The following is a 27,000-nucleotide window of genomic DNA, read 5'->3' as shown; positions in this document are numbered from 1 at the left end:
AACGTCGCCAAGGCCTATCCCTGCAACGCCCGCACCCTTGCCAGCACTTCCCCGGCCAGCTGCTCGACCCGGTGGCCGTCGGCGCGCAGGTGCAGCTCCGGCCGCTGCGGCGGCTCGTAGGGCGAGTCGATGCCGGTGAAGTTGCGGATCTCGCCGGCGCGCGCCTTGCGGTAGAGGCCCTTGGGATCGCGCCGCTCGCACTCGGCCAGCGGCGTGTCCACGAACACCTCCACGAACTCGCCCTCGGCGAAGCGTCCGCGCGCGAACTCGCGCTCGCTGCGAAACGGCGAGATCACGCACACCAGCACGATCAGCCCCGCGTCCACCATCAGGCTGGCCACCTCGGCCACGCGGCGCACGTTCTCCACGCGCGCCTCGGCGGTGAAGCCCAGGTCCACGTTGAGGCCGTGACGCAGGTTGTCGCCGTCCAGCAGGTAGGTGTGGAAGCCCTGCGCGGCGAGCTGGCGCTCGACCAGGTTGGCGACGGTGGACTTGCCCGCGCCGGACAGGCCGGTGAACCACAGGCACAGCGGCTTCTGTCCCTTGGCGTGGGCGCGCATGGCCTTGTCCACGTCGGTGTGCTGCCAGTGGATGTTGGCGGCGCGGCGCAGCGCGAAGTCGATCATGCCGCAGGCCACGGTGGCGTTGCTCTGCCGGTCGACCAGCACGAAGCCGCCCAGCGTGCGGTCGTCGGCATAGCGCTCGAACGGCACCGGCTGGTCCAGGTCGATGTTGCAGTAGCCGACCTCGTTGAGCTCGAGCCGGCGCGCGGCCAGCTCGGCCTGCGTGTTCACGTCCACCTTGTGCTTGATCGCGGTGACGCGCGCGTTGACCGTGCGCGTGCCCAGCCGCAGCAGGTAGCTGCGGCTGGGCAGCAGCGGCGCCTCGTCCATCCAGATCAGGTGGCAGCCGAACTGGTCGGCCACCGGCGCGGGCTGCGCGGCGGCGCTGACGACGTCGCCGCGGCCGGCGTCCACCTCGCGGTCCAGGCACAGGGTGACCGCCTGGCCGTGCGCGGCGGCGGCGAGGTCGCCGTCGGCAGTGACGATGCGCGCCACCCGCGCCCGCTGCATGCCCGGCTGCACCACCACCTCGTCGCCGCGCGCGACGCGCCCGCCGCTCACCGTGCCGGCGTAGCCGCGGAAGTCCGCATCGGCCCGGTTCACCCACTGCACCGGCAGGCGGAACCGCGCCGGCGGCGCCCACTCGGCCTCGACCGATTCCAGCAGCTCCAGCAGGCAGGGGCCGCCGTACCAGGGCATGCGCGCCGAGCGCGCGCCCACGTTGTCGCCCGCCGGCGCCACCACCGGCAGCGCGTGCACGGCGGCGATGCCGAGCTTCGCCGCCAGCTCGCGGTAGGGCCCGACGATGGACGCATAGACGTCCGCGTCGAAGCCCGCCAGGTCCATCTTGTTCACCGCCAGGATCACCTGGCGGACGCCCATCAGCGCGCAGATGTAGCTGTGCCGCCGGGTCTGCGGCAGCAGGCCCTTGCGCGCGTCCACCAGCACCACCGCCGCCTGCGCCTGCGAGGCGCCGGTGGCCATGTTGCGGGTGTACTGCTCGTGGCCGGGGCAGTCGGCGACGATGAAGTGCCGGCGCGGCGTGTGGAAATGGCGCCAGGCCACGTCGATGGTGATGCCCTGCTCGCGCTCGGCGTCGAGGCCGTCGGTGAGCAGCGCGAAGTCCAGCGCCGCGTCACCCTCGTGCAGGCGGCGGCTGTCGCGGCGCAGCGCGGCGAGCTGGTCGTCCGGCACGCAGCCGGCGTCGTGCAGCAGGCGGCCGAGCAGCGTGCTCTTGCCGTCGTCCACGCTGCCGCAGGTGATGAAGCGCAGCAGGGAGGCCATCAGAAGTAGCCCTCCTGCTTCTTCTTCTCCATCGAGCTGGAAGCGTCGTGGTCGATGAGGCGGCCCTGCCGCTCGGAGACGCGCGAGCGCTCCATCTCGTCGATGATCTTGTCCAGCGTGTCGGCCTCGGACTCGATCGCGCCGGTGAGCGGGTAGCAACCCAGCGTGCGGAAGCGCACCCTGCGCATCTCCACGCGCTCGCCCTCGCGCAGCGTGAAGCGCCCGTCGTCCACCAGGATCAGCGCGCCGTCGCGCGCCACCACCGGGCGCTCGGCGGCGAAGTACAGCGGCACCACCTCGATGCCCTCGCGGCGGATGTAACGCCACACGTCCAGCTCGGTCCAGTTGGACAGCGGGAACACGCGCGCGTTCTCGCCCGGCGACAGGCGCGTGTTGTAGGCCCGCCACAGCTCCGGCCGCTGCCGCCTGGGGTCCCAGCGGTGCTGCGCGCTGCGGAAGGAGAACACGCGCTCCTTGGCGCGCGACTTCTCCTCGTCGCGCCGCGCGCCGCCGATCGCCGCGTCGAAGCCGTACTTGTCCAGCGCCTGCTTCAGCGCCTGCGTCTTCATCACGTCGGTGTGCAGCGCCGCGCCGTGCAGCAGCGGTGAGATGCCCCGGCGCACGCCATCCTCGTTGACGTGCACCAGCACCTCCACGTCGCCCCGCGCGGCGACGCGCTCGCGCAGCGCGATCATCTCGCGGAACTTCCACAGCGTGTCGACGTGCAGCAGCGGCACCGGCGGCTTCGCGGGGAAGCTGGCCTTGCGCAACAGGTGCAGCAGCACCTGCGAGTCCTTGCCCAGCGAGTACAGCATGACCGGGCGGCGGAAGCAGGCGAACACCTCGCGCAGGATGTGGATGCTCTCGGCTTCCAGTTCGTCGAGGTGGCCAAGGGACGGCAAAGCGCAACTCCTGGATCGGTCAACGGCCCGCCTTCCGCGGAAGCCATCGCGCAAACGTAGCAGACCCGTTCCCGGTTTACCCCTTCGGCCGCCGCGCGCCTCGCCACGCCCGGCGGGGCGACGTAGCATCGGCGGGACAGCCCCGTTGCGAGCACCGCATGTCCGAGCCTGCCGCCGCCCCGCCGCACCGCCGTGCCGAGCCCTGCCTCGACGGCCTGCCCGCCGCGGCCGTGGCGCGGCTGCAGGCCGCCGCGCGGGCGATCCGCGACGGCGACGAGCACGCGGCGCGGCAGGCGCTGGACGCGGCCCTGGGGCTGGCGCCGGAGCACCCCGAGACGCTGCGCCTGTACGGCGTCCTGCACCTGCGCCGGCAGCGGCCGGCCGAGGCGCAGGCATGGCTGCGCCGCGCGCTGGCGCGGTGGCCCGACTACGCGCTGGCGCATTCCGACCTGGGCACCGCGCTGCAGGCGACGGGCGACGGCGAGGCCGCGCTGGCGAGCTGGCGGCGCGCCTGCGCGCTGGCGCCGGACGCGCCGATGCCGTGGTTCAACCTGGGCCGCAACCTGCAGCAGGCCGGCGCCACGGCGGAGGCGGCCGAGGCGCTGCAGCGCGCCGCCGCGCTGGCGCCGGACCTGCTGCCCGCGCAGGTGCTGCTCGGCGACGCGCTGGCGCACCTGGGCCGCCTCGACGAGGCGGACGCGCGCTACCGCGCCGCGCTGGCGCTGCATCCGGCCTGCGGCGACGCCTGGCGCGGGCTGGCCAACCTGAAGACGCGCCCGCTCTCCGCCGACGAGCGCACGCGGCTCGCCGGCCTGCTCCGGCGCGACGACCTGGCGCCGCCGGACCGCATCGCCCTCGGCTTCGCGCTGGGCAAGGCGTGCGAGGACCAGGGCGACTACGCGGCGGCCTTCGCCGCGCTGGGCGAGGCCAACGCGCAGCAGCGCCGGCTGGCGCCGTGGCAGGCCGGGGCCTTCCACGCGCTGGTGGAAGCGGTGCGCGCCGCCGACGCGGCGCTGCCGGAGCCGGCCGATCCCGCGCTGGGCCGCGAGGCGATCTTCATCGTCGGCCTGCCGCGCTCGGGCTCCACCCTGTTCGAGCAGATCCTCGCCGCGCACCCGCAGGTGGAGGGCGCCAGCGAGCTGCCGGACCTTCCCGAGACGCTCGCCGAGGAATCGCGCCGGCGCGGCCAGCCGTTCCCGCAGTGGCTTGCCCGGGCCAGCGCGGCCGACTGGCTCCGGCTGGGCAAGCGCTACCTCGAGCGCACCGCGCGCTGGCGCGCGCAGCGGCCGCGCCACACCGACAAGCTGCCGGAGAACTGGCTTTACGCCGGGCTGCTGCGCGCGATGCTGCCGGGCGCGCGCATCGTCGACGCGCGGCGCGACGCGCTGGAGGCCGGCTGGTCCTGCTACAAGCAGCAGTTCTACCGGCTGCCGCACTTCGCCTGCGCGCTCACCGACATCGCCGCCTACATCCGCGACTACGAACGCGCGATGGACGCCTGGCGCGCGGCCGGTCCGGCGCGCATCCGCACGCAGTGCTACGAGGCGCTGCTGGCCGACCCGGAGCGGGAGATCCGCGCCCTGCTCGACTTCTGCGGCCTGCCGTTCGACCCGGCCTGCCTGGACTTCCACCGCGCCGAGCGCAGCGTGCGCACCGCCAGCGCCGCGCAGGTGCGCCAGCCGCTGCGCCGCGATACCGCGCGTGCGGAGCGTTACGGCGCGCTGCTCGATCCGTTGCGGCTCGGGCTCGGGTTGCCGCCGTTGGGCGGTTGAGGCGGGGTTCCATCGCGGCCCGGCTCCGCCGACGGATGCCCGGGCCCGGCTCACGACGCCAGCCGCGGCGCCGCCCAGTCCTCCGGCGTCAGCGGCGCCAGGCCGTGCGCCAGGCGCGCCCTGTCGCACTGCGGGCTGGCCGCGCCGAACTCCCACGACGGCGCCACCTCGCGGCACACCGAGGGCCGGCGCGGATAGATGCCGCAGCGCGCCGCCGTGCCCACCGTGCCTTCCAGCGCCACGCAGCGCGGGCGCGAGGCCTGCGTGCCGCGCATCGCCAGCCGGTGCGGGTCGAGCTTCTCGGCCAGCTCCGGTGGCACCACGCCGCCCAGGTCCGGCTCGGCCTCCGACCAGTGGAAGGCGACGCGGTAATGGGCGCAGCAGGCGCCGCAGCGCAGGCAGGGATGCTCCATGGGAAACCGGGCGAAGCGCACCCCAGGGCGCGCAGCGCGCGGATTCTAGAACGGCCAGGGCCCGGCCGCAGCAGGCGTCAAGGTTCGCCGGCGAAGGTGTCGCAGCTGCCGATGTCGCCGCTCTGGAAGCCGGTCTTGAACCACTTCACGCGCTGCGCCGAGGTGCCGTGGGTGAAGGAGTCGGGCATCACCGTGCCGCGCGCCTCGCGCTGCAGGGTGTCGTCGCCGATCTGGCTGGCGGCGTTGAGCGCCGATTCCACGTCGCCCTCCTGCAGCCAGTTCAGGCTCCGCTGGCTGCGGTTGGCCCACACGCCGGCGAAGCAGTCGGCCTGCAGCTCCTGGCGCACCGAGAGGCCGTCGGCCCCCTCCATCGGCGCGCCCTGGCGGCGCGCCTGCTCGACCTTGTCGAACACGCCGATCAGCTTCTGCACGTGGTGGCCGACCTCGTGCGCGATCACGTAGGCGCGGGCGAAGTCGCCGGCGGCGTGGAAGCGGTCCTGCAGTTCCTGGAAGAAGGACAGGTCCAGGTATACCTTCTGGTCGCCCGGGCAGTAGAACGGGCCCACCGCGGTGGAGGCCGCGCCGCAGGCGGTGCCCACGCTGCCGGTGAACAGGTGCAGCCTGGGCCGCGCGTACTGCGCGCCGTGCTCGGCGAAGACCTGGCCCCAGGTGTCCTCGGTGGCGCCGAGGATCTTGCACACGAACTGGGTCTGCTCGTCGCGGTCGCAGCTCACCGCCTGCGTCGGCTGCGAGCTGGCCTGGCCCGGCGCGCCGCCCTCGCCGGCGAGGAACGGCGTGATCAGGTCGCGCTTGAAGATCAGGCTGAGCACGCCGAGCAGGATCAGGCCGCCGATGCCCAGCCCGCGGCCGCCGCCGGGGATGAACCCGCCGCCACCGCCGCCGCTGCCTTCCTCCACGTTGTCGCTGGAGCGACCCTTCTGCCAGTCCATAACGGCTTCCCCGCGCGGCGACCGGCCGCGATGGGCGGACGATAGCGCCGCGCACCGCTCCCGCCAACTGCGCGCGCCGCTAGAGTAGGCGCACCGTCCGCTCCAGGAATCCCGCGCATGCTCCAGCACCTGCCCGCCATCGTCGTCCTGCTCGCCGTGCTGCTGCAGTTCGGCACCATGTACGCCGCCGGCCGCGCGCGCTACCGCTACGGCGTGAAGGCGCCGGCCACCACCGGGCACCCGGCCTTCGAGCGCGCGTTCCGTGTGCAGATGAACACGCTGGAGGCCACCCTGCTGTTCCTGCCCACGCTGTGGCTGGCGGCGCGCTACGGCTTCCCGGCCTGGGCCGGCCTGGCCGGGCTGGTCTGGATCGCCGGGCGCGTGTGGTACGCGCTGGCCTACCTCAAGGACGCCGGCAAGCGCGGCGGCGGCTACCTGCTCGGCTCGATCGGCTGGGCCGCCACGCTGCTGCTCGGCGTGGTCGGCCTGGGGCGCGCCCTGCTCGCCGGCTGAGCCGCCCGCGCGGCACGCAGGCCGCCACGCCCCTGCCGGAGGACAGGATTGCGCCCCTCCCGGGGCGCGGCTAGCGTGATCCCAGGCGGCTCGCGGGCCGTTGCAGCAGCGAGACACGACGCACCCCCAGGGGCCCCGATGAGCCAGGCCACTCCCTTTCCTCCCGCCCCGCCGCGCCTGCCCGGCATCGGCGGCGCGCTGGCGGTGATCGTGCTGTACTTCGCCCTGCAGGTGGGCATCGGCAGCGCGCTGTACCTGCTGGCGCCGCGCCTGCCGGGCATGAACGGCGCGGACCTGCGCGCGCTGCTGGTGATCCTCACCGTGCTCGCCTCCACCGGCCTGGTCGCCTGGACGGTCCGCGCGCTGTGGCCGTTCGCCTGGCGGCAGGCCGCGCCGCCCGGCTTCGGCCTCAGCCGCGCCGGCGCCGCGCCCTACTACGCGCTGGCCGTGCTGCTGGGGCTGGCGCTGCCGGTGTTCGGCAGCTGGCTGACGCAGTGGCTGGCACGCGGCCACGCGGTGAGCCAGGACATCAAGGAGCTGGGCGGCACCGTCTCGCTCGGCCTGCGCCTGCCGCTGGCGCTGCTGGTGGCCACGGTGGGGCCGCTGGTGGAGGAGCTGCTGTTCCGCGGCCTGCTGCTGTCGGCGCTGCTGCGCCGCGTGCCGGCCGGCTGGGCGGTGGCGGCCAGCTCGCTGCTGTTCGCGCTGGTGCACCTGCCGGACCTGGGCTTCCTCTGGTACGCGGTGCCCAACCTCGCCCTGCTCGCCGCGGTGCTGGCCTGGCTGCGGCTGCGCTCCAGCTCGCTGTGGCCGGCGGTGCTGGCGCACGGGGTGAACAACCTGCTGGCGCTGGCGGCCTGGTTCACCGGCTGAGCGCTCGGCCCGGGGCCAGCCCGAAGCCGCGCAGCAGGCGCGCCGTCTCGAACAGCGGCAGGCCCATCACGCCGGAGTAGCTGCCCTCCAGGTATTCGACCAGCGCCGCGCCGCGGCCCTGGATGGCGTAGCCGCCGGCCTTGCCGAACGGCTCGCCGGTGGCGACGTAGGCGGCGATGGCGGCCTCGTCCAGCGGCGCGAAGCGCACCCGCGAGACGCACAGCGCGCGCTCGGCCTGGGTCGCGCCGGCCGCCCACACCGCCGAGACCACCGCGTGGGTGCGCCCGGACAGCCGGCGCAGCATCGCCGCGGCATCCTCGTCGCCGGCCGGCTTGCCGAACACCTCGTCGTCCAGCACCACCTCGGTGTCGGCACCCAGCACCACCGCGTCGCCCCGCGCGCCGAGCGCGGCCAGGCCGGCGCGCGCCTTGTCCAGCGCCACGCGGCTCACGTAGTCCTGCGGCGGCTCGCCGGCCGCGCGCAGCTCCGGCACGTCGACGTCGACGACCTCGAAGCGGTAGCCGAGCTGGGCGAGCAGCTCGCGGCGGCGCGGCGACTGGGAGGCGAGGTAGAGCATGCGGCGGTTCCGGGCGTGGTCAGGGCTTCATGCTGCCGGTGTCGAGGTAGCGCTGGTGCCAGGACAGCGCCTCGTTCAGCAGGTGCGGCGTGTGCTTGCCGCGGCTGTCGCGCAGCGCGCGGTCGAAGTAGTCCTGCAGCAGCGGCCGGTAGTCCGGGTGCGCGCAGTGCGCGATCACCTGCCGCGCGCGCTGCTTGGGCGAGAGCCCGCGCAGGTCGGCCAGGCCCTGCTCGGTGACGAGCACCGCCACGTCGTGCTCGGTGTGGTCGACGTGGCTGACCATCGGCACGATGGTCGAGATCGCGCCGCCCTTGGCCGTGCTCGGCGTGACGAAGCAGGACAGGAAGCCGTTGCGCGCGAAGTCGCCCGAGCCGCCGATGCCGTTGATGATGCTGGTGCCGGCCACGTGGGTGGAATTGACGTTGCCGTAGAGGTCCGCCTCCACCATGCCGTTCATCGCGATGCAGCCCAGCCGCCGCACCAACTCGGCGTGGTTGGAGATCTCCTGCGGGCGCAGCACGATGCGCTTGCGGTACGTGTCGATGTCGCGCACGAAGCGCTCCACGCCCTCGGGGCTGAGCGAGAGCGCGGTGGCCGAGGCGGTCTGGATGATGCCCTCGCCGATCAGGTCGAGCATGCCGTCCTGGATCACTTCGGTGAACGCGGTGAGCCCGCCGAAGCCGCCCTCGCGCAGGCCGGCGAGCACCGCGTTGGCGATGTTGCCCACGCCGGACTGCAGCGGCAGCAGGTGCTCGTGCAGGCGCCCCGCCCGGATCTCGTGACGGAAGAACTCGACCAGGTGGCCGGCGATGCGCCGCGAGGTCTCGTCCGGCGGCGCGAAGCGGCCGAGGCGGTCGGGCCCGTCGGTCTCCACCACCGCCACCACCTTGGCCGGGTCCACCTTGAGGTACGGCTCGCCGATGCGGTCGCCCGGGTGCAGCAGCGGGATCGGCTTGCGCTCGGGCGGCAGCGCGGTGCCGTAGTAGATGTCGTGCATGCCGTCCAGGCCGGGCGGCTGGCGGCGGTTGACCTCCAGGACGACCTTGTCGGCCAGGTCCAGCCAGGTCTTGTTGTTGCCCACCGAGGTGGAGGGCACCAGCCGGCCGTCGGGCAGGATGCCGGCGACCTCGATCACCGCGACGTCGATCCTGCCGAGGAAGCCGAACCAGGCGTACTGCGCCACCTGGCCCAGGTGGATGTCCATGTACTCGATCAGCCCGGCGTTGATGCGCGCGCGCAGCTCGGGGTCGGACTGGTACGGCAGGCGGAAGTCGATGCCGCCGACCTTGGCCAGCGCGCCGTCCAGCTCCGGCGCGGTGGAGGCGCCGGTGAGGATGCGCAGGCCAAACGCCTCGCCGCGCCCGTGCGCCGCCAGGATGCGCTGCGCCAGCGCCTGCGGCACCGCCTTCGGGTAGCCCGCGCCGGTGAAGCCGCTCATGCCCACCGTCATGCCGGGCGCGATCAGCGCGGCGGCCTCGTCGGCCGGCATGCGCCGCGCGGCCAGGGCGGGATGGGCGATGCGCGCATCGGTCACGGGGCGTGCTCCACGGTCGGGGAAGGCCTCATGTTAACCGCGCGGTGCGGCGGATCGACCCGCGTCCGAACGCCGCAGCCAGGCCCTCACAGGGCCAGCGTGTACTCGCAGAACTGCCGCTCGCGCTGCCAGCCCAGCGACTCGTACAGGGCCTGCGCCGGCCGGTTGTCCAGCCCGGTGGAGAGCGACAGGCCGGCCGCGCCCAGCGCGCGCGCATGCCCGGCGGCGGCGAGCAGCAGCGCCTTCGCCACGCCCCGCCGGCGCGCCGCCGCTGCCACGAACAGGTCGTTGAGCAGATAGGTGCGCGCGGTGCGCACCGAGGAGAACAGCGGGTACAGCTGGGTGAAGCCCAGCCCCTCGCCCGCCGCGCCGCGCGCCAGCAGCAGCAGCGACTCGTGGTGCGCGAAGCGCGCGGCGAGGAAGTCGCGCGCCCGCGCCAGATCGGGCGGCTGGCCGTAGAACTGGCGGTAGCCGTCGAACAGCGGCGCCAGCGCGTCGAGGTCGTGGATGGTGGCCTGCTGGATCTGGAAGCTCATGGCGGTGCCGGCTCGCGGGGACGGGCGGCCAGCCTAAGCCAAGGCTGCCGCGCCGCGACAGTGGCCGCCCGCGCCGACGTTGCGGCAGGCGGCGGCGGGCGGCATGCTGCAAACGCCCGCCCGTCCCGCGCGACACCCGGCGGGCGGCCGCCGCTGCTGGAGCCTTTCATGCGCAATCTGGATTTCAGTTCCTGGCAGGCGCTCCTCTCGACGCTGGTCGGGCTGGCCGTGATCACCCTGATCGGCGTGGGCATCCGCCTGATCGCGATGCAGACCCTGCAGCAGCGCCGCGAGCGCGAGAACCGGCAGATCAACGAGCGCCTGCGCACGCTGATCGCCGCCTACAAGACGCTGGGCGGCTCCTTCACCGGCACCCTCGCGGTCGATCCCACCCACCTGCGCGACCTGCGGCGCCGGGCCGAGGCACCCGCCGCCCCCGCCGCGGAGGCGGACGCCGCCGCGCCCGCGTCGCCGCAGGACGGCTTCCCCGGCGGCAGCGACCGCGCGCGGCGCATGCGCGACGCGGTGGAGGCCGCGCTGTCGGACATCATCCTGCTCGGCACCGAGGAGCAGGTGCGGCTGGCGGCGCGGGCCGCCGCCGACCTCGCCGCGGGCCGCCCCACGCACACCGACGAGCTGGTGGTCTCGCTGCGCGACTTCATCCGCCGCGTACTCGACCTGGAGCCGGTGCCGGCCGGCCTGCCGATCCCGAAGCAGGGTCCGGCGCGGCCGTCCGGCAACCGGGGCAAGGGCGAGGGCGGCGCGCGCGAGGGCGGCAAGGCCGGCGGCGGCCGCGGCATGGGCGGCGGTGGCATGGCCGCCGGCGCGGGTCTTGGGCTGGGCGGCGCGCTCGGCGCCGACGACGAGCACGAGCACCACCACTAGGGTGCGCGCGTTCGACATGCCCCCGTCGGGGCATTGGCTTTCACGCCTTCCTTCCGACCTGCCCCTCCGTCATTCCGGCGCAGGCCGGAATCCAACTCCGACACGTTCCGCGCAGCGGGCCGAAACCCGGTGAGGCGTGCTCGGCCAAAAACCCGATACACGCGCCGGTCGAAACCGCCGCGGCCATCGCGCGGCTACGCTCAGGCGCGATGGTAGGGATGCCCCGCCACGATGGTCGCGGCGCGGTACAGCTGCTCGGCCAGCACCAGGCGCACCAGCATGTGCGGCAGGGTCAGCGGGCCGAGCGACCAGCGCTGGTCGGCGCGGGCCAGCACCTCGGGCGCGTGACCGTCCGGGCCGCCGATCAGGAAGGCGAGGTCGCGCCCGGCCATGCGCCAGCGGCGCAGCTGCTCGGCCAGCTCCTCGCTGGACCAGGGCTTGCCGCGCCCGTCCAGGGCGACCGCGTGGCCGTCGCGCGGCAGCGCGGCGAGGATCGCCGCGCCCTCCTCCTGCATCGCCCGCGCGTCGTCGCGGCCCTTGCCGCGCGCGCCGGGCTTGAGCTCGACGAGTTCCAGCGGCAGCTCGTGCGCCAGCCGCTTGCGGTACTCGGCGAAGCCCTCGGCCACCCAGCCGGGCATGCGCTCGCCGACGGCGATGATGCGCGCGCGCATCATCGCCGTCGAACGATGGAAACGGGCGCGCAGCGCCCACCTTCGCCTCCTCTCCCCTGCGGGGAGAGGATCGAGGTGAGGGGGCGGGGCTTGCGATGGCGCACATCGAAGCGCGCTTCGCAACGGCAAGCGCGTCGCAGGGTCGGCCCCTCACCCCGCTCTCCCCGCAGGGGAGAGGGAGAAGGCCCGGCGCTCACCCCGCGCTCGCCGCGCCCAGCTCCTGCTCGCGGTCGCCCACCGTCCACAGCCGCTCCAGGCCGTAGAACTCGCGGATGCGCGGCAGCATCACGTGCACGATCACGTCGCCGAGGTCGACCAGCACCCACTCGGCTTCCTGCTCGCCTTCCACGCCCAGCGGCATCACGCCCGCCTTCTTGGCGAACTTCACCACTTCGTCGGCAATGGATTTCACGTGGCGGGCCGAGGTGCCGGAGGCGATCACCAGCAGGTCGGCGATGGAGGTCTTGCCGCGGACGTCGATTTCGCGGATGTCCTTGGCCTTCAGTTCTTCCAGCGCGTCGATGACGGACTTGCGCAGGGCGGCCGTGCTGACGGCCTTGGCGGTACGGGTAGGGCTCAAGAGAGGGTGGCCTCGCGGCGTCGGGGCGCGCCGGACTGGCGCGGGCGCAGTATAGCGCCGCCGCGCGAAGGTCCCATCAACCCGCCAGCGCCTGCCTGGCCGCCCGGTACTCGTCCGCCAGCGTGCCCGCCAGCGCGGCCGCCGGCATCGGCCGGACCCGCGCGGCGGCCTGGCCGCACCATTCCGACAGCAGGTCGCCGCGCCCGGCCGCCGCCGCGGCGCGCCGCAGCGGGGCGGTGAGCGCGTTGAGCACGGGGTACGGCGGCAGCTCGTGCTCGAACGGCCGCATCGCCTCGACGAAGCGGTTGACCAGGCCGCGCGCGGCGCGGCCGGAGAAGCTGCGGATGGTGCCCACGCGGTGCTCGGCGGCCCGCGGCAGGTCGTCCTTCCATGCCTGCGCCGCGGCGGACTCGGGACAGACCAGGAAGGCGGTGCCGAGCTGGCTGGCCGCCGCGCCCAGCACCTCCGCGGCGAGCATGCCGCGGCCGTCCATGATGCCGCCGGCGGCGATCACCGGGATGCGCACCGCGCGCACGGCCAGCGGGACCAGCGCAAACAGGCCCACCAGCGTCTCCTCCGGCGGATGCAGGAAGCCGCCGCGGTGGCCGCCGGCCTCGGCGCCCTGCACGCACACCGCGTCGGCGCCCAGCGCCTCCCAGGCGCGCGCCTCGTCCACCGTGGTGGCGGTGCCGACCACGCGGATGTCGCGCCGGCGCAGCTCGCGCATCCGCGCCTGGTCGAGCAGGCCGAAGGCGAAGCTGGCCACCGCCGGCCGCGCCTCGCACAGCGCGGCGAACTGGTCGGCGAACGAGGGCGCCCAGCGCGCCGGCCGGGTGGTGCGCACGTCCAGCCCCTCGGCCGCCATCAGCGCGTCGAGCCGCTCGCGGATGCGCGCCACCGCCGCCTCGTCCACCGCGAAGCTCTCCGGCAGCACGAACAGGTTGAGCGCGAACGGGCGGTCGGTGCTGGCGCGGACCTGCGCGGCCCGCGCCAGCAGGTCTTCCGGCTCCAGGTAGCCGCAGCCAAGCGAGCCGAGCGCGCCGGCGCCGCTCACCGCGGCGGCCAGCGCCGGCGTGTCGGAGCCGGCCATCGGCGCCTGGACCAGCGGGTGCTCGACGCCGAGCGGAGCGAGGAAGGGGACCGGCATGGCGGGACTCCGGAAACGGCGGCCGGCGGATTTTATCCGGCCTCCCGCGCGAGGCCGGCGGGCCGCCCGATCAGTCGACCGGCGTATGCCGGTAGGCGGCCACGTCGCGCTCCTGCACCGCGCCGGCATGGTTCGACCAGGCCTGGCGGATGTAGCTCACCACCGCCGCCACCTCGCGGTCGCTGAGCTGCTGGGCGAACGGCGGCATCGAGTACGGGCGCGGGTTGTCCTTGGTGAGCGGCGCGAAGCCGCCCAGCAGCACCACGCGGATCGCGTTGACCCCGGTCGGCTCGTCCACCGAGGAATTGCCGTCCAGCGGCGGATACACGCCGGCCACGCCCTTGCCGTCCTTGCCGTGGCAGGCGGCGCAGCGGTCGGCGTAGAGCTTGCCGCCGGCATCGACCAGCGCGGAGGTGTCCAGCAGCGGCTTCTGCGCGGCCGGCGGCGGCCGCGGCGGCAGCGACCTGAGGTAGGTGGCGATGGCGCGCAGGTCGGCCTCGTCCATGTGCTGGGTGCTCTGCGTCACCACCTCGGCCATCGGGCCGAAGGCGCTGCCCCTGGCGGACCGGCCGGTCCTGAGCAGGTCCACGAGGTCCTGCTCGCTCCAGCCCTGCAGCCCGCCGTTGGCCTGCATGCCCAGGTCCGGCGCGTACCAGTTCTGCGCCGGGATCTGGCCGCCGGTGAGGGTGGCCTGCTTCGGCAGCCCGCCCAGCGCGTCGCGCGCGACGTGGCACTCGTTGCAGTGGCCCAGCCCTTCGACCAGGTAGGCGCCGCGGTTCCACTCCGGCGACTGGGCGGGATCGGGGCGGAACTCGCCCGGATTGAAGTACAGCGAGCGCCACGCCGACAGGCTGGCCCGCAGGTTGTACGGGAAGCCCACGCCCGCCGCCGCGTTGGGCTGGCGCACCGGCGGCAGCGACTGCAGGTAGGCGAAGAGCGCCAGCGCGTCGTCGCGGCTCACCTTGGTGTAGGAGGTGTACGGGAAGGCCGGGTACAGCAGGCGGCCGTCGCGGCCTTCGCCCTGGTGCAGCGCGCGCCAGAAGTCCTCGAAGCTCCACGCGCCCAGGCCGGTCTCGCGGTCCGGGGTGAGGTTGGGCGCCGGGATGTCGCCGAACGGCGTGGGCAGGCGGCGCCCGCCGGCGTAGGGCGCGCCGCCCTGCGCGGTGTGGCAGCTGGCGCAGTCGCCCACCCTGGCGAGATAGGCGCCGCGGGCGACCAGCGCGGGGTCTTGCAGGCGCGCGGCGCTCACCGCGCTGTCCGCGCGCGGCACCGGCGCGTGGCCGCGCTCGCGCAGCAGCAGCCAGCCGACGGCGAGCACGGCGACGACTGCCGCGGCGACCAGGAAACGCGACAGCAGCTTCATCGCGCGGCCTCCTTCGCGCCGAGCACGCCGCAGGCCAGCGGCGGGTTCACCGAGCCGGCCGGCTGCGCGTGCATGTCGGCCGGCAGCTCGCGGCTGGCCAGCCAGGCGGCCACCGCGGTGATGTCCTCGGCGCTCAGCCGGTTGGCGATCTCGGCCATGCAGTCCGGCGCCACGGTGGCGCGCGTCCTGGTGCGCCAGGAGCCCAGCTGCGAGCTGATGTAGTCGTACGGCAGGCCGACCAGGCCCGGGATGTCCGGCTGCACGCCGGTGAGCTGGCTGCCGTGGCAGGCCTGGCAGGCGGGCAGCTTGCGATCCGGATCGCCCTGGGTGACCAGCCGCTCGCCGCGCGCCAGCGCGTCGGCCGGCAGCCGCGGCACCGGCGAGCGCTCGTAGGGCACCTGCTGGGCGGCGAAGTAGTCGGCGATCTCGCGCATGTAGGCGGGGCTGAGGCCGCGCACGGTGTACTCCATCGGCGCGTACTTGCGCAGGCCGTTCTGGAAGTCCTGCAGCTGGCGCGCCAGGTAACCGGCGGGCTTGCCGGCCAGGCGCGGGAAGAAGCCGCTCTGCGGCGTGCCCTCGCCGTGCACGCCGTGGCAGGCGGTGCAGGCGGCGATGCGCTGCCGCAGGGTGTCCGGCACCACGGGTGCGGCCTCCTGCGCGCGCGGGGCGAAGGGGAAGGCCAGCAGCACCAGCAGGGCGCTGGCGTGCAGGGCTGGGCGCAACCGGTCGGGGGGTTTCATCCACGCATTATAGGCGGCGGAGTGTCGCGCCTTCGTCGCCGTCCCGGCTAAGCTGGGCCGTCCGCGACAACGTGTCGCATGCCCTCGGGGAAAGCCGCCGTGCCACGCCCGTGTTCCCGACTCGCCCTCGCCTTCGCCCTGCTGCTGGCCGGCCGCGCCGGCGCCGCGGACGTCCGGACGTCCGACGCCTATGCGTCCATCGCCGAGCTGCACCGGCGCATGGCCGCCGGCCAGCTGGACAGCCGCGCGCTGGCGCGGCAGTTCCTGGACCGCATCCGGCGGATCGACCAGGGCGGCCCGGCGCTGCGCTCGGTGATCGAGACCAACCCCGACGCGCTGCGCCTGGCCGGCGAGCTGGACGCCGGGCGCAAGGCCGGCGCCCGCGGCGCGCTGTACGGCATCCCGGTGCTGCTGAAGGACAACATCGACACCGGCGACCGCATGCTCACCACCGCCGGCTCGCTGGCGCTGGCCGGTGCGCCCGCGCCGCGCGACGCCTTCGTGGTGGAGCGCCTGCGCGCGGCCGGTGCGCTGGTCCTGGGCAAGACCAACCTCAGCGAGTGGGCCAACTACCGCTCCAACCACGCCAACAGCGGCTGGAGCGCGCGCGGCGGGCAAACGAAGAATCCCTACGTGCTGGACCGCAATCCGTGCGGCTCCAGCGCCGGCTCGGGCGCGGCGGTCGCCGCCGGGCTGGCCACGGTGGCGCTCGGCACGGAGACCGACGGCTCGATCATCTGCCCGGCCTCGTTCAACGGCCTGGTCGGCATCAAGCCCACGCTCGGCCTGGTCAGCCGCAGCGGCATCGTGCCGATCAGCCACGACCAGGACACCGCCGGCCCGATGGCGCGCAGCGTGGCCGACGCGGCCGCCGTGCTGGGCGTGATCGCCGGCAGCGACCCGCGCGACCCGGCCACCGCCGAGGCCGACGCGCACGCCACCGACTACACCCGTTTCCTCGACCCGGACGGCCTGAAGGGCAGGCGCATCGGCGTGGTGCGCCAGCTCGCCGGCGCCGAGCCCAACGCCGACCGCGTGCTGGAGCAGGCCATCGCGCTGATGAAGGCGCAGGGCGCGGTGATCGTCGACCCGGTGCGGATCCCGCACCTGGGCGAACTCGGCGAGCCCGAGCTCACCGTGCTGTCGTACGACTTCAAGCACGACATCGACGCCTACCTCGCCGGCCGTCCCGGCCTCGGGGTGAAGTCGCTGGCCGACCTGATCGCCTTCGACAGGCAGCACGCCGCGGAGGAGATGCCGTGGTTCGGGCAGGAGCTGTTCGAGCAGGCGCAGGCGCGCGGGCCGCTGACCGACAAGGCCTACCTCGACGCGCAGGCCAGGGCCCGGCGCCTGGCCGGCCCGGAGGGCATCGACGCCGCGCTGGCGAAGGACCACCTGGACGCCCTGCTCGCGCCGTCCTGGGGCCCGGCCTTCGTCACCGACCCGGTGCTGGGCGACCACATCGTCAGCGGCGACCCCACCGTGGGCGGCGCCTCGCAGCCGGCGGCGGTGGCCGGCTACCCGTCGATCACCGTGCCGGCCGGCTTCGCGCACGACCTGCCGGTGGGCATCGTGCTGTTCGGCGCGAAATGGAGCGAGCCCACGCTGATCGCCATCGCCTACGGCTTCGAACAGCACGCCCGGGCCTGGCAGCCGCCGCGCTTCCTCGACACGGTGGGCGGCCAGCCGGTGGCGCCGGCCGGCGCGCCCTGATGCCGCCGCCCCGGGAACGCGGGCATGGCCGAGCCGCTGCTGGCGCGCCCGCTGGCCCATGGCGACGATTCCGCCTGGAAGCCGGCTACAACGCCTTCTACGGCCGCAGCGGCCCGACCGAGGTGGCCCGCTGCACCTGGCGGCGCTTCTTCGACGGCTATGAGCCCGTGCACGCCCCGGTCGCCGCGCGCGGCGGCGCGCTGCCGGACCTGGCCCACTACCCGTTCCACCGCAGCGCCATCCCGCTGGGCCCCAGCTGCTACCTGCAGGACCTGTTCACCGCCGAGGCCGCGCGCGGCCAGGGCGTGGGCCGCGCCCTGATCGAGACGGCCTGCGCGCAGGCGCAGCGCGCGGGCGCGGAGCGGGTCTACTGGCAGACCCACGCGAGCCATGCCGCCGCCATGCGGCTGCATGGCCGGGTGGCGACGCGCTCGGGCCTCCCCGTGTACCGCCGCCCGCCCCGACCGCCCGGCGGGTCGCGCCGGCGTGCGGCGGACGGGCTCAGCCCTGCCCGCCCGCCGACTTGCGCACGATCAGCATCGCCAGTTCCAGCGACTGCTCGTAGTTGAGGCGCGGGTCCACGGTGGACTTGTAGGCGCGCTCCAGGTCGAGCTCGGACAGGTCGCGCGCGCCGCCCATGCACTCGGTGACGTTCTCGCCGGTCAGCTCCAGGTGCACGCCGCCCAGCCGGGTGCCGGCCGCGGCGTGGATGTCGAAGGCCTGGTCCAGCTCGCCGCGGATGTTGTCGAAGCGGCGGGTCTTGAAGCCGTTGGAGGTGCTCTCGGTATTGCCGTGCATCGGGTCGGCCACCCACAGCACGCGGCGGCCCTCGCGCCTGACCGCCTCCAGCAGCGGCGGCAGCGCCTGGGCGATCTTCGCGTTGCCCATGCGGGTGATCAGGGTGAGCCGGCCGGGCTCCTCGTCGGGATTCAGCGCGTCGATCAGCGGCAGCAGCTGGTCCGGCGTCACCGAGGGACCGATCTTCACCGCGACCGGGTTGCGGATGCCGCGGAAATACTCCACGTGCGCGCCGTCCAGCGCGGCGGTGCGCATGCCGATCCACGGGAAGTGCGTGGACAGGTTGAACCAGCCCTTGTGCCGCGGCACCTGCCGGGTCAGCGCCTGCTCGTAGTGCAGCAGCAGCGCCTCGTGCGAGGTGAAGAAGTCGACCCGGGTGAAGCCGGCGATCGGCCCGGCCAGGGTTTCCATGAAGCGCAACGAGTCGCCGATGCCGGCCACCATGCGACGGTACTCGGCGGCCAGCGGCGAGTGCTCCACCCAGGCCAGGTCCCAGTACTCCGGGTGGTGCAGGTCGGCGAAGCCGCCGTCGATCAGCGCGCGCACGAAGTTCATGGTCAGCGCCGAGTGCGCGTGCGCCTGGATCAGCCGCTGCGGGTCGGCGCGCCGCGCTTCCGGTGTGAACTCGGGGCTGTTGACCAGGTCGCCGCGGAAGCTCGGCAGGGTCACGCCGTCGCGCGTCTCGGTGTCGGCCGAGCGCGGCTTGGCGTACTGCCCGGCGAAGCGGCCCACGCGCAGCACTGGCTTCTTCAGGCCGTGCACCAGCACCAGGCTCATCTGCAGCAGCACCTTGAGCCGGTTGGAGATGATCGGGCTGGTGCAGTCGGCGAAGCTCTCCGCGCAGTCGCCGCCCTGCAGCAGGAAGCGCCGGCCCTCCTGCGCCTCGGCCAGCGCCTGCTTGAGCGCCAGCACCTCCCACGAGGTGACCAGCGGCGGCAGCCGGGCCAGTTGCGCGGTGGCCCGCGCCAGCTCGGCGGCGTCCGCGTACTGCGGCTGCTGCAGCGCCGTGCGCCGCTGCCACGAGTCCGGCGACCAGCCGGCGGCTTCGTGGAAAGGCGTGGAGGCGACGTTCATGACGCGGTATCCGGAAGAGGCGGGAGCCAGCATGTCACGCGCGCCTGCGCAGCGCGGCGCGGAGCGCCCAGGCGGCGAGCAGCACGTACCACAGCAGCGTCCACGCCGGCATCGGCAGGCCGAGCACCGGCTCCACCTTGGCGCACTCGCCCGAGCCGGTGAACACCAGCCGCAGCACCTTGGCCAGCGGGAAGGCGCTGAACATGTAGTCCAGCGGCGGCCCGCACGAGGGCACCTGATCGGCCGGCAGCGACTGGATCCACAGGTGCCGCGCGGCCACCGCGATGCCGCCCAGCGCGCCCAGCAGCACGCCGCCGGCGTAGACCCAGCGCCCGCCCGCGCGCGGCGCGTGCAGGCCGCCGAGCAGGAAGAACACCGCCATCACCATGAAGGCGATGCGCTGGAAGATGCACAGCGGGCACGGGATCAGCCCCCAGAAGTACTCGGTGTACAGCGCGAAGCCCAGCAGCGCCGCGCAGGCCGCGAAGCCGGCGAGGTAGCTGACACGGAACGACCAGCGGAGAGGATTCATGGCGGGCGTGTCGCGTTGCGGAACGCCGACATTACCCGCTCGCTGGCGCGCTGTCAGCCGTCTGGGGTGTTTGGACTTCCAAACGGGGTTGGCCTTGGCTCCGCCCCAGGTGCACTTGGGCCCGATGTGGCCACTGGGGGCTCGGCCATCGCGGCCGGAGGCCGCTCCCACAGGGGGCTCGGCAGGTTTTTGTGGGGAGCGGCCTCCGGCCGCGATGGCCACGATCCCCGGCCGCGCCCTCCGAAGGCGGCCGACTTCCGCGGAAACCCGGGCCGCCGAAACGAAAAACCCCGGCAGGTCGCCCTGCCGGGGTCTCGTGTCTTGCCCTGCGAGGGCGCTTACTCGGCGTCGGCCGCCTCGGCGCGCGGACGGTCCACCAGCTCGACGTAGGCCATCGGCGCGTTGTCGCCCGGGCGGAAGCCGCACTTGAGGATGCGCAGGTAGCCGCCGGGACGCTCGCGGTAGCGCGGCCCCAGCTCGACGAACAGCTTGCCCACGGCCTGCTTGTCGCGCAGGCGCGCGAAGGCCAGGCGGCGGTTGGCGACGCCGTCGGTCTTGGCCAGGGTGATCAGCGGCTCGGCCACGCGGCGAAGCTCCTTCGCCTTGGGCAGGGTGGTGCGGATCAGCTCGTGCTTGATCAGCGACGCGGCCATGTTCTTGAACATGGCTTCGCGGTGGCTGCTGGTCCGGTTGAGCTTGCGTCCGGATTTCATGTGGCGCATGGCGAATACTCTCTATGTAGGTCTGTTGTTATGAAGCGCTGGCACCTATGTCCAACGCCCCGCGGTTACCCGCTTTTATGGCCTCATCGAAGCAAGGCTCTTTTTAAAATCCCCAACCGAAGCGAAAGCTCTTGCGAGGAGTGCGGCCATGGATGGCCGCTTTTGGTGTTCGGCCAAGGCGCTATACACGCCCTGGCCGATGTCCTGCTACACGGCGATCAAGGACGATCGCACCAGTAACTCATCAACCCAACTGCATGCCGTGCGAGAGACCCGGCGGCGGCCAGTTCTCCAGCTTCATGCCCAGAGCCAGGCCGCGCGAGCCAAGGACGTCCTTGATCTCGGTGAGCGACTTCTTGCCCAGGTTCGGCGTCTTCAGCAGCTCGACCTCGGTCTTCTGCACCAGGTCGCCGATGTAGTAGATGCTCTCGGCCTTCAGGCAGTTCGCCGAACGCACGGTGAGCTCCAGGTCGTCGATCGGGCGCAGCAGCAGCGGGTCGAAGCCGCCCTTCTCGGCCTTGTCGGTGGCGCTCTCGCGGCGGGCGAAGTCGCCGAACACCGACAGCTGGTCGTTGAGGATCTCGGCGGCCTTGCGCACCGCGTCCTCGGCGCCGATGGTGCCGTTGGTCTCGATGTCCAGCACCAGCTTGTCGAGGTTGGTGCGCTGCTCCACGCGGGCCGCGTCCACCTCGTAGGCGACGCGCAGCACCGGCGCGAAGGAGGCGTCCAGCTGCAGGCGGCCGATCGGGCGCGCCTCGTCGTCCGGATGCTGGCGCGCGCTGGCCGGCTGGTAGCCGACGCCGCGGCGCACCTTCAGGCGCATGTTGAGCGCGATGTCCTTGGTCAGGTGGCAGATCACGTGGTCGGGGTTGACGATCTCGACCGTGTGGTCCACCACGATGTCGCCGGCGGTGACCACGCCCTTGCCCTTCTTGGACAGGGTGAGGGTCACCTCGTCGCCGGAATGCTGACGGATCGCCACGTCCTTGAGGTTGAGCAGGACCTCGATGATGTCCTCCTGCAGGCCCTCGAGGGTGGTGTACTCGTGCAGCACGCCGTCGATCTCCACCTCGACGATGGCGCTGCCGGGGATGGACGAGAGCAGCACGCGGCGCAGCGCGTTGCCCAGGGTGTGGCCGAAGCCACGCTCGAGCGGCTCGACCACCACCTTCGCGCGGTTCGGTCCGAGCTGCTCGACGCTGAGGCCGCGAGGCCGCAGCACGCTAGTTGACGAAACTGCCATGCAGGGCTCCGGTGATTACTTCGAATAAAGCTCGACGATCAGGGCTTCGTTGATGTCGGACGGCAGGTCGCCGCGGTCCGGCACCGACTTGAAGGTGCCGGCGAACTTCTTCGCGTCCACCTCGACCCAGATCGGACGCAGGTCCATGGTGTCGAACACCGTCGCCGCTTCCTGCACGCGCAGCTGGTTGCGCGCGCGCTCGGTCAGCGCGATCTCGTCGCCCGGCTTGACCTGGTAGGACGGGATGTTGACCTTCTTGCCGTTGACCAGCACCGCCTTGTGGCTCACCAGCTGGCGGGCCTGGGCGCGGGTGACCGCGAAGCCCATGCGGTAGACGACGTTGTCCAGGCGGCTCTCGAGCAGGCGCAGCAGGTTCTCGCCGGTGTTGCCCTTGAGGGTCGACGCCTTGGCGTAGTAGTTGCTGAACTGGCGCTCGAGCACGCCGTAGATGCGCTTGACCTTCTGCTTCTCGCGCAGCTGCACGGCGTAGTCGGACATGCGCATGCGCTTGTTGGCGCCGTGCTGGCCGGGCTTGTTCTCCAGCTTGCACTTGGAATCGATCGCGCGTGCCGGGCTCTTCAGGCTGAGGTCCGCGCCCTCGCGGCGGGCGAGCTTGCAGGTAGCTCCACGATAACGGGCCATGGGGGACTCCTTAGACTCGACGCTTCTTGGGGGGACGGCAGCCGTTGTGCGGGATCGGCGTGACGTCGATGATGTTGAGCACCTTGTAGCCCAGCGCGTTCAGCGAACGCACGGCCGACTCGCGGCCGGGGCCCGGGCCCTTGATGCGCACTTCCACGGTCTTCACGCCGTAGTCGCTGGCGGCGCGGCCGGCCTTCTCGGCGGCGACCTGCGCGGCGAACGGGGTCGACTTGCGCGAGCCGCGGAAGCCCGCGCCGCCGGCGGTCGCCCACGACAGGGCGTTGCCCTGGCGGTCGGTGATGGTGACGATGGTGTTGTTGAAGGAGGCCTGCACGTGCGCCACGGCATCCGTGACGACGCGCTTGATCTTCTTCTTGGTCTTGACAGCTGGCTTGGCCATGTTCGGAATCCGTTACTTCTTGATCGCGCGGCGCGGGCCCTTGCGGGTACGCGCGTTGGTACGCGTGCGCTGGCCGCGCACCGGCAGGCCACGGCGGTGGCGCAGACCGCGGTAGCAACCCAGGTCCATCAGACGCTTGATGGCGATGCCGACCTCGCGGCGCAGGTCGCCCTCGACGACGTACTTGCCGACCTCGTGGCGGAGCTTCTCCACCTCGCCCTCGCTGAGGGACTTGATCGGCGTGGTGGGGACCACGCCAGCGTCCGCGCAGACCTTCTTGGCCCGGCTGCGGCCGATGCCGTAGATGCTCTGCAGGCCGACCCACACGTGCTTGTGGACCGGCAAATTGACACCCGCGATGCGCGCCATGATGTGCTTTCTCCGATGCGATTCGTGCGCGGTAAACGCGCAATTCTAACCTTAAATACCCCGACAGGAAAGCCCTGCGGCGCCAGGCGCCGCCGGATCCCGTTTCAAGGCCTTCTCTCCCGCAGCCCCAGCAGCCATCAGTTGCGGCGGAGATTGGCCTTCTTGAGCAGACTTTCGTACTGGTGACTGACCAGATGCGCCTGCACCTGGGCAGTGAAATCCATCACCACGACCACCACGATCAGCAGAGAGGTGCCGCCGAAGTAGAACGGGACGTGCCAGGCCTTCTGCATGAACGACGGCACCAGGCAGACCAGCACCAGGTACAGCGCGCCCACGCCGGTCAGGCGCGTCATCACGTTGTCGATGTACTCCCCGGTGGCGCGGCCCGGGCGGATGCCGGGGATCAGCGCGCCGGAGCGCTTGAGGTTGTCCGCGGTCTCCTGCGAGTTGAACACGATCGCCGTGTAGAAGAAGGCGAAGGTGATCACCAGCACGGAGAACACGATGTCGTACAGCGGCTCGCCCGGCGTCAGCGCCTGGGTCAGCTCCTGCAGCCAGCGCGCCTGGTGACCGGCGCCGAACCAGTTGGCGGCGGTGGCCGGGAACATCAGCAGGCTGGAGGCGAAGATCGGCGGGATCACGCCCGACATGTTGATCTTCAGCGGCAGGTGCGAGGTCTGGTTCATGTAGGCCCGCTGGCCGCCGGACTTGCGCGCGTAGTTCACGGTGATGCGCCGCTGGGCGCGCTCCATGAACACCACGAACGCCGTCACGCCGAGGATCAGCGCCACCACCAGGATCAGCCGCAGCACCGAGAGCTCGCCGTTGCTGGCCATGCCCAGGGTATGCGCCACCGCGCCCGGCAGGCCGGCGACGATGCCGGCGAAGATCAGCAGCGAGATGCCGTTGCCGATGCCGCGCTCGGTGATCTGCTCGCCCAGCCACATCAGGAACATGGTGCCGGCGGTCAGGCCGACCACCGAGGCCATCACGAAGCCCATGCCCGGGGTGTACACCACCGGCGCGCCGCCCGCGGCCACCTGCTTCTGCAGCGCCATGGCGATGCCGAAGCCCTGGAAGGCCGCCAGCGCCACCGTGCCGAAGCGGGTGTACATGGTCATCTTGCGCCGGCCGGCCTCGCCCTCCTTGCGCAGGTTCTGCCAGCTCGGGATCACCGAGCCCATCATCTGCACCACGATGGACGCCGAGATGTACGGCACCACGCCCAGCGCGAACACCGAGAAGCGGGACAGCGAGCCGCCGGAGAACATGTTGAACATGTTCAGCAGGCCGCCGCCCTGCTCGATCAGCCGCGTCATCGCCTCCGGGTTCACGCCCGGCACGGGGATGAACGAGCCGAGGCGGAACACGATCAGCGCACCGATCACGAAGAAGATGCGCTGACGCAGTTCGGTCAGCTTGCCGAGCGCACCGAGCGAATTGCCCTGGCCTGCCGCCACGTGCTTACTCCACGCTGCCGCCGGCAGCTTCGATCGCCGCCTTGGCGCCGGCCGTGGCCAGCACGCCGGACAGCTTCACCGCGCGGCCGATCTCGCCCTTGGCGACGACCTTGACCTTCTTGGCGCGGCTGTCGATCAGGCCGGCCTTGTGCAGGGCGACCACGTCGATCACCTCGTCCTTCAGACCGGCGAGCTGGTACAGGAACACCTGCTGGCTCTCGGCCTTCTTCTGCGAGCGGAAACCGACCTTCGGCAGGCGGCGCTGCAGCGGCATCTGGCCGCCCTCGAAGCCGAACTTGTGGGTGCCGCCGGCGCGGGCGTGCTGGCCCTTGTGGCCGCGGCCCGCGGTCTTGCCCAGGCCCGAGCCGATGCCGCGACCGACGCGCAGGCGCGTCTTGCGCGAACCGGCGGCCGGCTTGATGTCGTTCAGACGCATGATGATTACTCCTCGACCCGCACCAGGTAGTAGACCGTGTTGATCAGGCCGCGCACCTGCGGGCTGTCCTTCAGTTCACGGACGTCGTTGCGCTTGTTCAGGCCGAGCGCCTTCACGCTCAGGCGATGACGGTTCTGCACGCCGCGCAGGCCCTTGACCAGGCGGACGCGGACGGTCTTGTCGTTGTTAGCCATTGCCGAGCACCTCTTCCACGGTCTTGCCGCGCTTGGCGGCGATGCGCTTGGGCGAGGCGATCGCCTGCAGGCCCTTGATGGTGGCGCGCACCAGGTTGATCGGATTGCGCGAGCCGACCGCCTTGGCCAGCACGTTCTTCACGCCGACCACTTCCAGCACGGCGCGCATCGCGCCGCCGGCGATCACGCCGGTACCTTCGGCGGCCGGCTGCATGAACACGCGCGCGGCGCCGTGGTTGGCCTTGATGGCGTACCACAGCGTGCCGTTGTTCAGGTCGATGCTCACCATGTTGCGGCGGGCGCGCTCCATCGCCTTGGAGATGGCGACCGGCACCTCGCGCGCCTTGCCGTAGCCGAAGCCGACCTTGCCCTCGCCGTCGCCAACCACGGTCAGCGCGGTGAAGCTCATCTGGCGGCCACCCTTGACGGTCTTGGCCACGCGGTTGACGGCGATCAGCTTCTCGAGCAGGCCGTCGGAATTTTCGCGATCGGTAGAAGACATTGTTCGTTTCCGTGTGCCCGGACCATCCGGGACTTTTGCTTGCGGCTGCTGCCGCTTGGAGTTGTTTTTGCCTTGCGGGCGGGAATCGGGAATGGTGAATAGTGAAAGCCGCGGAACCGGCGCTTTTGCTATTCCCTACTCCCTAATTCCCCATTCCCTGATCTCAGAACTTCAGTCCGGCCTCGCGGGCCGCGTCGGCCAGCGCCTTGATGCGGCCGTGGTAGCGGAAGCCGGAGCGGTCGAACGCGACCGACTCCACCCCCGCGGCCAGCGCGCGCTCGGCGACGGCCTTGCCCACTGCCGCGGCGGCGGCCAGGTTCTTGGTGCCCTTCAGGCCCTCGGCGACCGACTTCTGCACGGTCGAGGCGGCGGCAACCACCTTCTCGCCGGAGGCGTCGAACACCTGGGCGTACAGGTGCTGGCCGCTGCGATGCACCGACAGGCGCGCCACGGCGAGCTTGCGGATGTGCGCGCGGGTGGCCTTGGCGCGGCGCAGACGGGCTTCTTTCTTGTTCATCGTCATGTTCCTCGAAAGCGGATCGGCTATAGGGATCTGGCTCTTTTGAGAAGTCCGGCCATGGATGGCCGGGCTTTTCGCGGAGGGACCCGCATCAGGCCTTCTTGGCTTCCTTCAGGGTGATCTTCTCGCCGGCATAGCGCACGCCCTTGCCCTTGTAGGGCTCCGGCGGGCGGAAGCCGCGGATCTTCGCGGCCACTTCGCCGACGCGCTGCTTGTCCGAGCCCTTGACCAGGATCTCGGTCTGCGACGGCGTCTCCAGGGTGATGCCTTCCGGGGCCTCGAACACCACCGGGTGCGAGAAGCCCAGGCTCAGGTTCAGCGCCTTGCCGGCCATCGATGCGCGGTAACCCACGCCGACCAGCTCCAGCTTGCGCTCGTAGCCCTCGGACACGCCCTTGACCAGGTTGGCCAGCAGCGCGCGCGCGGTGCCGCCGAACTTGTCGTCGGCGCCCTCGGCCACGGTGATGTTCGCCACGCCGTTGTCCACCGCGACCGACACGCCCGGCAGGGCATGGATCGACAGCGTGCCCTTCGGGCCCTTCACGGAGATGGCTTCCTCGGCGACCTTGATTTCCACGCCCTTGGGCAGGGAGATCGGTTTCTTAGCAACGCGGGACATGGGGACTCCTTACGCCACCTGGCCGATGACTTCGCCGCCGATGCCCCTGGCGCGCGCCTGGGCGTCGGTCAGCAGGCCGGCGGAAGTCGAGATGATCGAGATGCCCATGCCGCCGAGCACCTTCGGCAGCTGGTCCTTGCCGCGGTAGACGCGCAGGCCCGAGCGGGACACGCGGGAGATGCTCTCGATGGCCGGGCGGCCTTCGAAATACTTCAGCTTGATCTCGAGCACCGGCTTGCCCTCCGCGGTGGAGGTCTTGACGTCGAGAACGTAGCCTTCGTTCTTGAGGAGGTTGGCGATCGCCAACTTCAGCTTGGACGACGGCATGCTTACGGTCTGCTTGCCCGTGAGCTGGGCATTGCGGATACGCGTGAACATGTCGGCGATGGGATCAGTCATGCTCATGAATACATCCTTCAGAGTGCACCGATATCCGATAAACCGGAGATCAATCTAGATTGTGAGCCGCCGTG

General features: G+C 72.3%; 32 protein-coding genes. 6 read left to right on the top strand and 26 right to left on the bottom strand.

The window, feature by feature from the left end; translation table 11 throughout:
* Positions 1-14 precede the first annotated feature (14 nt).
* Both cysC and cysD read right to left on the bottom strand, forming a co-directional pair.
* On the bottom strand, positions 15-1,847 hold the full coding sequence (gene cysC / locus C7456_RS09090; protein ID WP_109723429.1) for an adenylyl-sulfate kinase: 1,833 nt from the start codon (positions 1,845-1,847) through the stop codon (positions 15-17).
* A complete protein-coding gene (cysD, locus tag C7456_RS09085) occupies positions 1,847-2,749 on the bottom strand; it encodes a sulfate adenylyltransferase subunit CysD (RefSeq protein WP_245889814.1) in 903 nt (300 codons plus the stop codon). Before cysD ends, cysC begins: the two co-directional genes overlap by 1 nt.
* A gap of 158 nt (positions 2,750-2,907) precedes the next feature.
* Here cysD and C7456_RS09080 point away from each other — a divergent pair, with 158 nt between their 5' ends.
* Entirely contained in the window at positions 2,908-4,521 is a 1,614-nt protein-coding gene (locus C7456_RS09080; protein WP_109723427.1) for a tetratricopeptide repeat-containing sulfotransferase family protein, read from the top strand.
* Between the two features lie 50 nt (positions 4,522-4,571).
* On the opposite strand, the gene C7456_RS09075 is transcribed toward C7456_RS09080, so the two are convergent.
* A complete protein-coding gene (locus C7456_RS09075; RefSeq protein WP_109723426.1) occupies positions 4,572-4,934 on the bottom strand; it encodes a YkgJ family cysteine cluster protein in 363 nt (120 codons plus the stop codon).
* A 77-nt stretch (positions 4,935-5,011) separates the two neighbouring features.
* Entirely contained in the window at positions 5,012-5,884 is an 873-nt protein-coding gene (gene ypfJ, locus C7456_RS09070) for a KPN_02809 family neutral zinc metallopeptidase (protein WP_109723425.1), read from the bottom strand.
* A 117-nt stretch (positions 5,885-6,001) separates the two neighbouring features.
* Here ypfJ and C7456_RS09065 point away from each other — a divergent pair, with 117 nt between their 5' ends.
* Together C7456_RS09065 and C7456_RS09060 are read left to right on the top strand one after the other, a co-directional pair.
* The gene (locus C7456_RS09065) at positions 6,002-6,397 is read left to right on the top strand and encodes an MAPEG family protein (RefSeq protein ID WP_109723424.1); all 396 of its coding nucleotides are present in this window, start codon (positions 6,002-6,004) and stop codon (positions 6,395-6,397) included.
* Positions 6,398-6,535: 138 nt separating this feature from the next.
* Positions 6,536-7,267: a CPBP family intramembrane glutamic endopeptidase gene (locus C7456_RS09060; protein WP_109723423.1), complete on the top strand. Its 732-nt coding sequence runs from the start codon at positions 6,536-6,538 to the stop codon at positions 7,265-7,267.
* Here the strand turns inward: C7456_RS09060 and C7456_RS09055 are convergent.
* The 3 genes from C7456_RS09055 to C7456_RS09045 all read right to left on the bottom strand — a co-directional run bounded on the left by C7456_RS09055 (position 7,257) and on the right by C7456_RS09045 (position 9,914).
* Positions 7,257-7,844 carry a Maf family protein gene (locus C7456_RS09055; RefSeq protein ID WP_109723422.1) on the bottom strand — a complete coding sequence of 196 codons (588 nt, stop codon included), beginning with the start codon at positions 7,842-7,844 and terminating at the stop codon, positions 7,257-7,259. The two genes, C7456_RS09060 and C7456_RS09055, sit on opposite strands and share 11 nt — an antisense overlap.
* A 19-nt stretch (positions 7,845-7,863) precedes the next feature.
* Positions 7,864-9,378: a succinyl-CoA:acetate CoA-transferase ScpC gene (scpC, locus tag C7456_RS09050; protein ID WP_211306299.1), complete on the bottom strand. Its 1,515-nt coding sequence runs from the start codon at positions 9,376-9,378 to the stop codon at positions 7,864-7,866.
* An 86-nt stretch (positions 9,379-9,464) separates the two neighbouring features.
* Positions 9,465-9,914, bottom strand: coding sequence for a GNAT family N-acetyltransferase (locus tag C7456_RS09045; RefSeq protein WP_109723421.1), 450 nt, complete (start codon positions 9,912-9,914; stop codon positions 9,465-9,467).
* A 168-nt stretch (positions 9,915-10,082) separates the two neighbouring features.
* On the opposite strand from C7456_RS09045, the gene C7456_RS09040 reads away from it, so the two are divergent.
* A complete protein-coding gene (locus C7456_RS09040) occupies positions 10,083-10,799 on the top strand; it encodes a hypothetical protein (RefSeq protein WP_109723420.1) in 717 nt (238 codons plus the stop codon).
* Positions 10,800-10,999: 200 nt separating this feature from the next.
* Here C7456_RS09040 and rlmH read toward each other — a convergent pair whose 3' ends face one another.
* The 5 genes from rlmH to C7456_RS09015 all read right to left on the bottom strand — a co-directional run bounded on the left by rlmH (position 11,000) and on the right by C7456_RS09015 (position 15,300).
* Positions 11,000-11,470 (bottom strand): 23S rRNA (pseudouridine(1915)-N(3))-methyltransferase RlmH, encoded by a 471-nt coding sequence (rlmH, locus tag C7456_RS09035; protein WP_109723606.1) that lies wholly within the window; start codon positions 11,468-11,470, stop codon positions 11,000-11,002.
* A gap of 193 nt (positions 11,471-11,663) precedes the next feature.
* Positions 11,664-12,050 carry a ribosome silencing factor gene (gene rsfS, locus C7456_RS09030; protein WP_109723419.1) on the bottom strand — a complete coding sequence of 129 codons (387 nt, stop codon included), beginning with the start codon at positions 12,048-12,050 and terminating at the stop codon, positions 11,664-11,666.
* 76 nt (positions 12,051-12,126) lie between these two features.
* On the bottom strand, positions 12,127-13,197 hold the full coding sequence (locus C7456_RS09025) for an NAD(P)H-dependent flavin oxidoreductase (RefSeq protein WP_109723418.1): 1,071 nt from the start codon (positions 13,195-13,197) through the stop codon (positions 12,127-12,129).
* A 70-nt stretch (positions 13,198-13,267) separates the two neighbouring features.
* A complete protein-coding gene (locus C7456_RS09020; protein WP_109723417.1) occupies positions 13,268-14,560 on the bottom strand; it encodes a cytochrome c in 1,293 nt (430 codons plus the stop codon).
* Complete coding sequence (locus C7456_RS09015) at positions 14,557-15,300, bottom strand: c-type cytochrome (RefSeq protein ID WP_109723416.1); 744 nt, start codon at positions 15,298-15,300, stop codon at positions 14,557-14,559. The genes C7456_RS09020 and C7456_RS09015 overlap by 4 nt, the downstream gene beginning before the upstream one ends.
* Before the next feature lie 78 nt (positions 15,301-15,378).
* Between C7456_RS09015 and C7456_RS09010 the strand changes: the two genes are divergently transcribed.
* On the top strand, positions 15,379-17,013 hold the full coding sequence (locus tag C7456_RS09010; RefSeq protein WP_109723415.1) for an amidase: 1,635 nt from the start codon (positions 15,379-15,381) through the stop codon (positions 17,011-17,013).
* Positions 17,013-17,582, top strand: coding sequence for a GNAT family N-acetyltransferase (locus C7456_RS09005; protein ID WP_109723414.1), 570 nt, complete (start codon positions 17,013-17,015; stop codon positions 17,580-17,582). Before C7456_RS09010 ends, C7456_RS09005 begins: the two co-directional genes overlap by 1 nt.
* Here the strand turns inward: C7456_RS09005 and C7456_RS09000 are convergent.
* From C7456_RS09000 to rpsH, 14 genes are all read right to left on the bottom strand, one after another.
* Positions 17,515-18,885, bottom strand: a complete 1,371-nt coding sequence (locus C7456_RS09000; RefSeq protein ID WP_109723413.1) for a class II 3-deoxy-7-phosphoheptulonate synthase — start codon at positions 18,883-18,885, stop codon at positions 17,515-17,517. The two genes, C7456_RS09005 and C7456_RS09000, sit on opposite strands and share 68 nt — an antisense overlap.
* Before the next feature lie 34 nt (positions 18,886-18,919).
* A complete protein-coding gene (locus C7456_RS08995; protein ID WP_109723412.1) occupies positions 18,920-19,417 on the bottom strand; it encodes a disulfide bond formation protein B in 498 nt (165 codons plus the stop codon).
* Between the two features lie 338 nt (positions 19,418-19,755).
* Positions 19,756-20,139: a 50S ribosomal protein L17 gene (gene rplQ / locus C7456_RS08990; RefSeq protein WP_109723411.1), complete on the bottom strand. Its 384-nt coding sequence runs from the start codon at positions 20,137-20,139 to the stop codon at positions 19,756-19,758.
* A 244-nt stretch (positions 20,140-20,383) separates the two neighbouring features.
* Positions 20,384-21,382: a DNA-directed RNA polymerase subunit alpha gene (locus tag C7456_RS08985; RefSeq protein WP_109723410.1), complete on the bottom strand. Its 999-nt coding sequence runs from the start codon at positions 21,380-21,382 to the stop codon at positions 20,384-20,386.
* Positions 21,383-21,397: 15 nt separating this feature from the next.
* Positions 21,398-22,024 (bottom strand): 30S ribosomal protein S4, encoded by a 627-nt coding sequence (rpsD, locus tag C7456_RS08980; RefSeq protein ID WP_109723409.1) that lies wholly within the window; start codon positions 22,022-22,024, stop codon positions 21,398-21,400.
* A 10-nt stretch (positions 22,025-22,034) separates the two neighbouring features.
* A complete protein-coding gene (gene rpsK, locus C7456_RS08975) occupies positions 22,035-22,424 on the bottom strand; it encodes a 30S ribosomal protein S11 (protein ID WP_109723408.1) in 390 nt (129 codons plus the stop codon).
* Between the two features lie 12 nt (positions 22,425-22,436).
* Positions 22,437-22,793, bottom strand: a complete 357-nt coding sequence (rpsM, locus tag C7456_RS08970; RefSeq protein WP_109723407.1) for a 30S ribosomal protein S13 — start codon at positions 22,791-22,793, stop codon at positions 22,437-22,439.
* Positions 22,794-22,930: 137 nt separating this feature from the next.
* Positions 22,931-24,256 (bottom strand): preprotein translocase subunit SecY, encoded by a 1,326-nt coding sequence (gene secY / locus C7456_RS08965; protein ID WP_109723406.1) that lies wholly within the window; start codon positions 24,254-24,256, stop codon positions 22,931-22,933.
* 4 nt (positions 24,257-24,260) lie between these two features.
* Positions 24,261-24,698 (bottom strand): 50S ribosomal protein L15, encoded by a 438-nt coding sequence (rplO, locus tag C7456_RS08960; RefSeq protein WP_211306304.1) that lies wholly within the window; start codon positions 24,696-24,698, stop codon positions 24,261-24,263.
* The gene (gene rpmD / locus C7456_RS08955) at positions 24,698-24,886 is read right to left on the bottom strand and encodes a 50S ribosomal protein L30 (protein ID WP_109723404.1); all 189 of its coding nucleotides are present in this window, start codon (positions 24,884-24,886) and stop codon (positions 24,698-24,700) included. The genes rplO and rpmD overlap by 1 nt, the downstream gene beginning before the upstream one ends.
* A complete protein-coding gene (gene rpsE, locus C7456_RS08950; RefSeq protein ID WP_109723403.1) occupies positions 24,879-25,388 on the bottom strand; it encodes a 30S ribosomal protein S5 in 510 nt (169 codons plus the stop codon). The genes rpmD and rpsE overlap by 8 nt, the downstream gene beginning before the upstream one ends.
* 163 nt (positions 25,389-25,551) lie before the next feature.
* Entirely contained in the window at positions 25,552-25,911 is a 360-nt protein-coding gene (gene rplR, locus C7456_RS08945) for a 50S ribosomal protein L18 (RefSeq protein WP_211306298.1), read from the bottom strand.
* Positions 25,912-25,999: 88 nt separating this feature from the next.
* A complete protein-coding gene (gene rplF, locus C7456_RS08940) occupies positions 26,000-26,527 on the bottom strand; it encodes a 50S ribosomal protein L6 (protein WP_109723401.1) in 528 nt (175 codons plus the stop codon).
* Positions 26,528-26,536: 9 nt separating this feature from the next.
* On the bottom strand, positions 26,537-26,932 hold the full coding sequence (rpsH, locus tag C7456_RS08935) for a 30S ribosomal protein S8 (protein WP_109723400.1): 396 nt from the start codon (positions 26,930-26,932) through the stop codon (positions 26,537-26,539).
* Positions 26,933-27,000: the final 68 nt, after the last annotated feature.

This window comes from Fulvimonas soli (assembly GCF_003148905.1).
Taxonomy (GTDB): domain Bacteria; phylum Pseudomonadota; class Gammaproteobacteria; order Xanthomonadales; family Rhodanobacteraceae; genus Fulvimonas; species Fulvimonas soli.
This window is presented reverse-complemented; position numbering and strand designations above follow the sequence as displayed.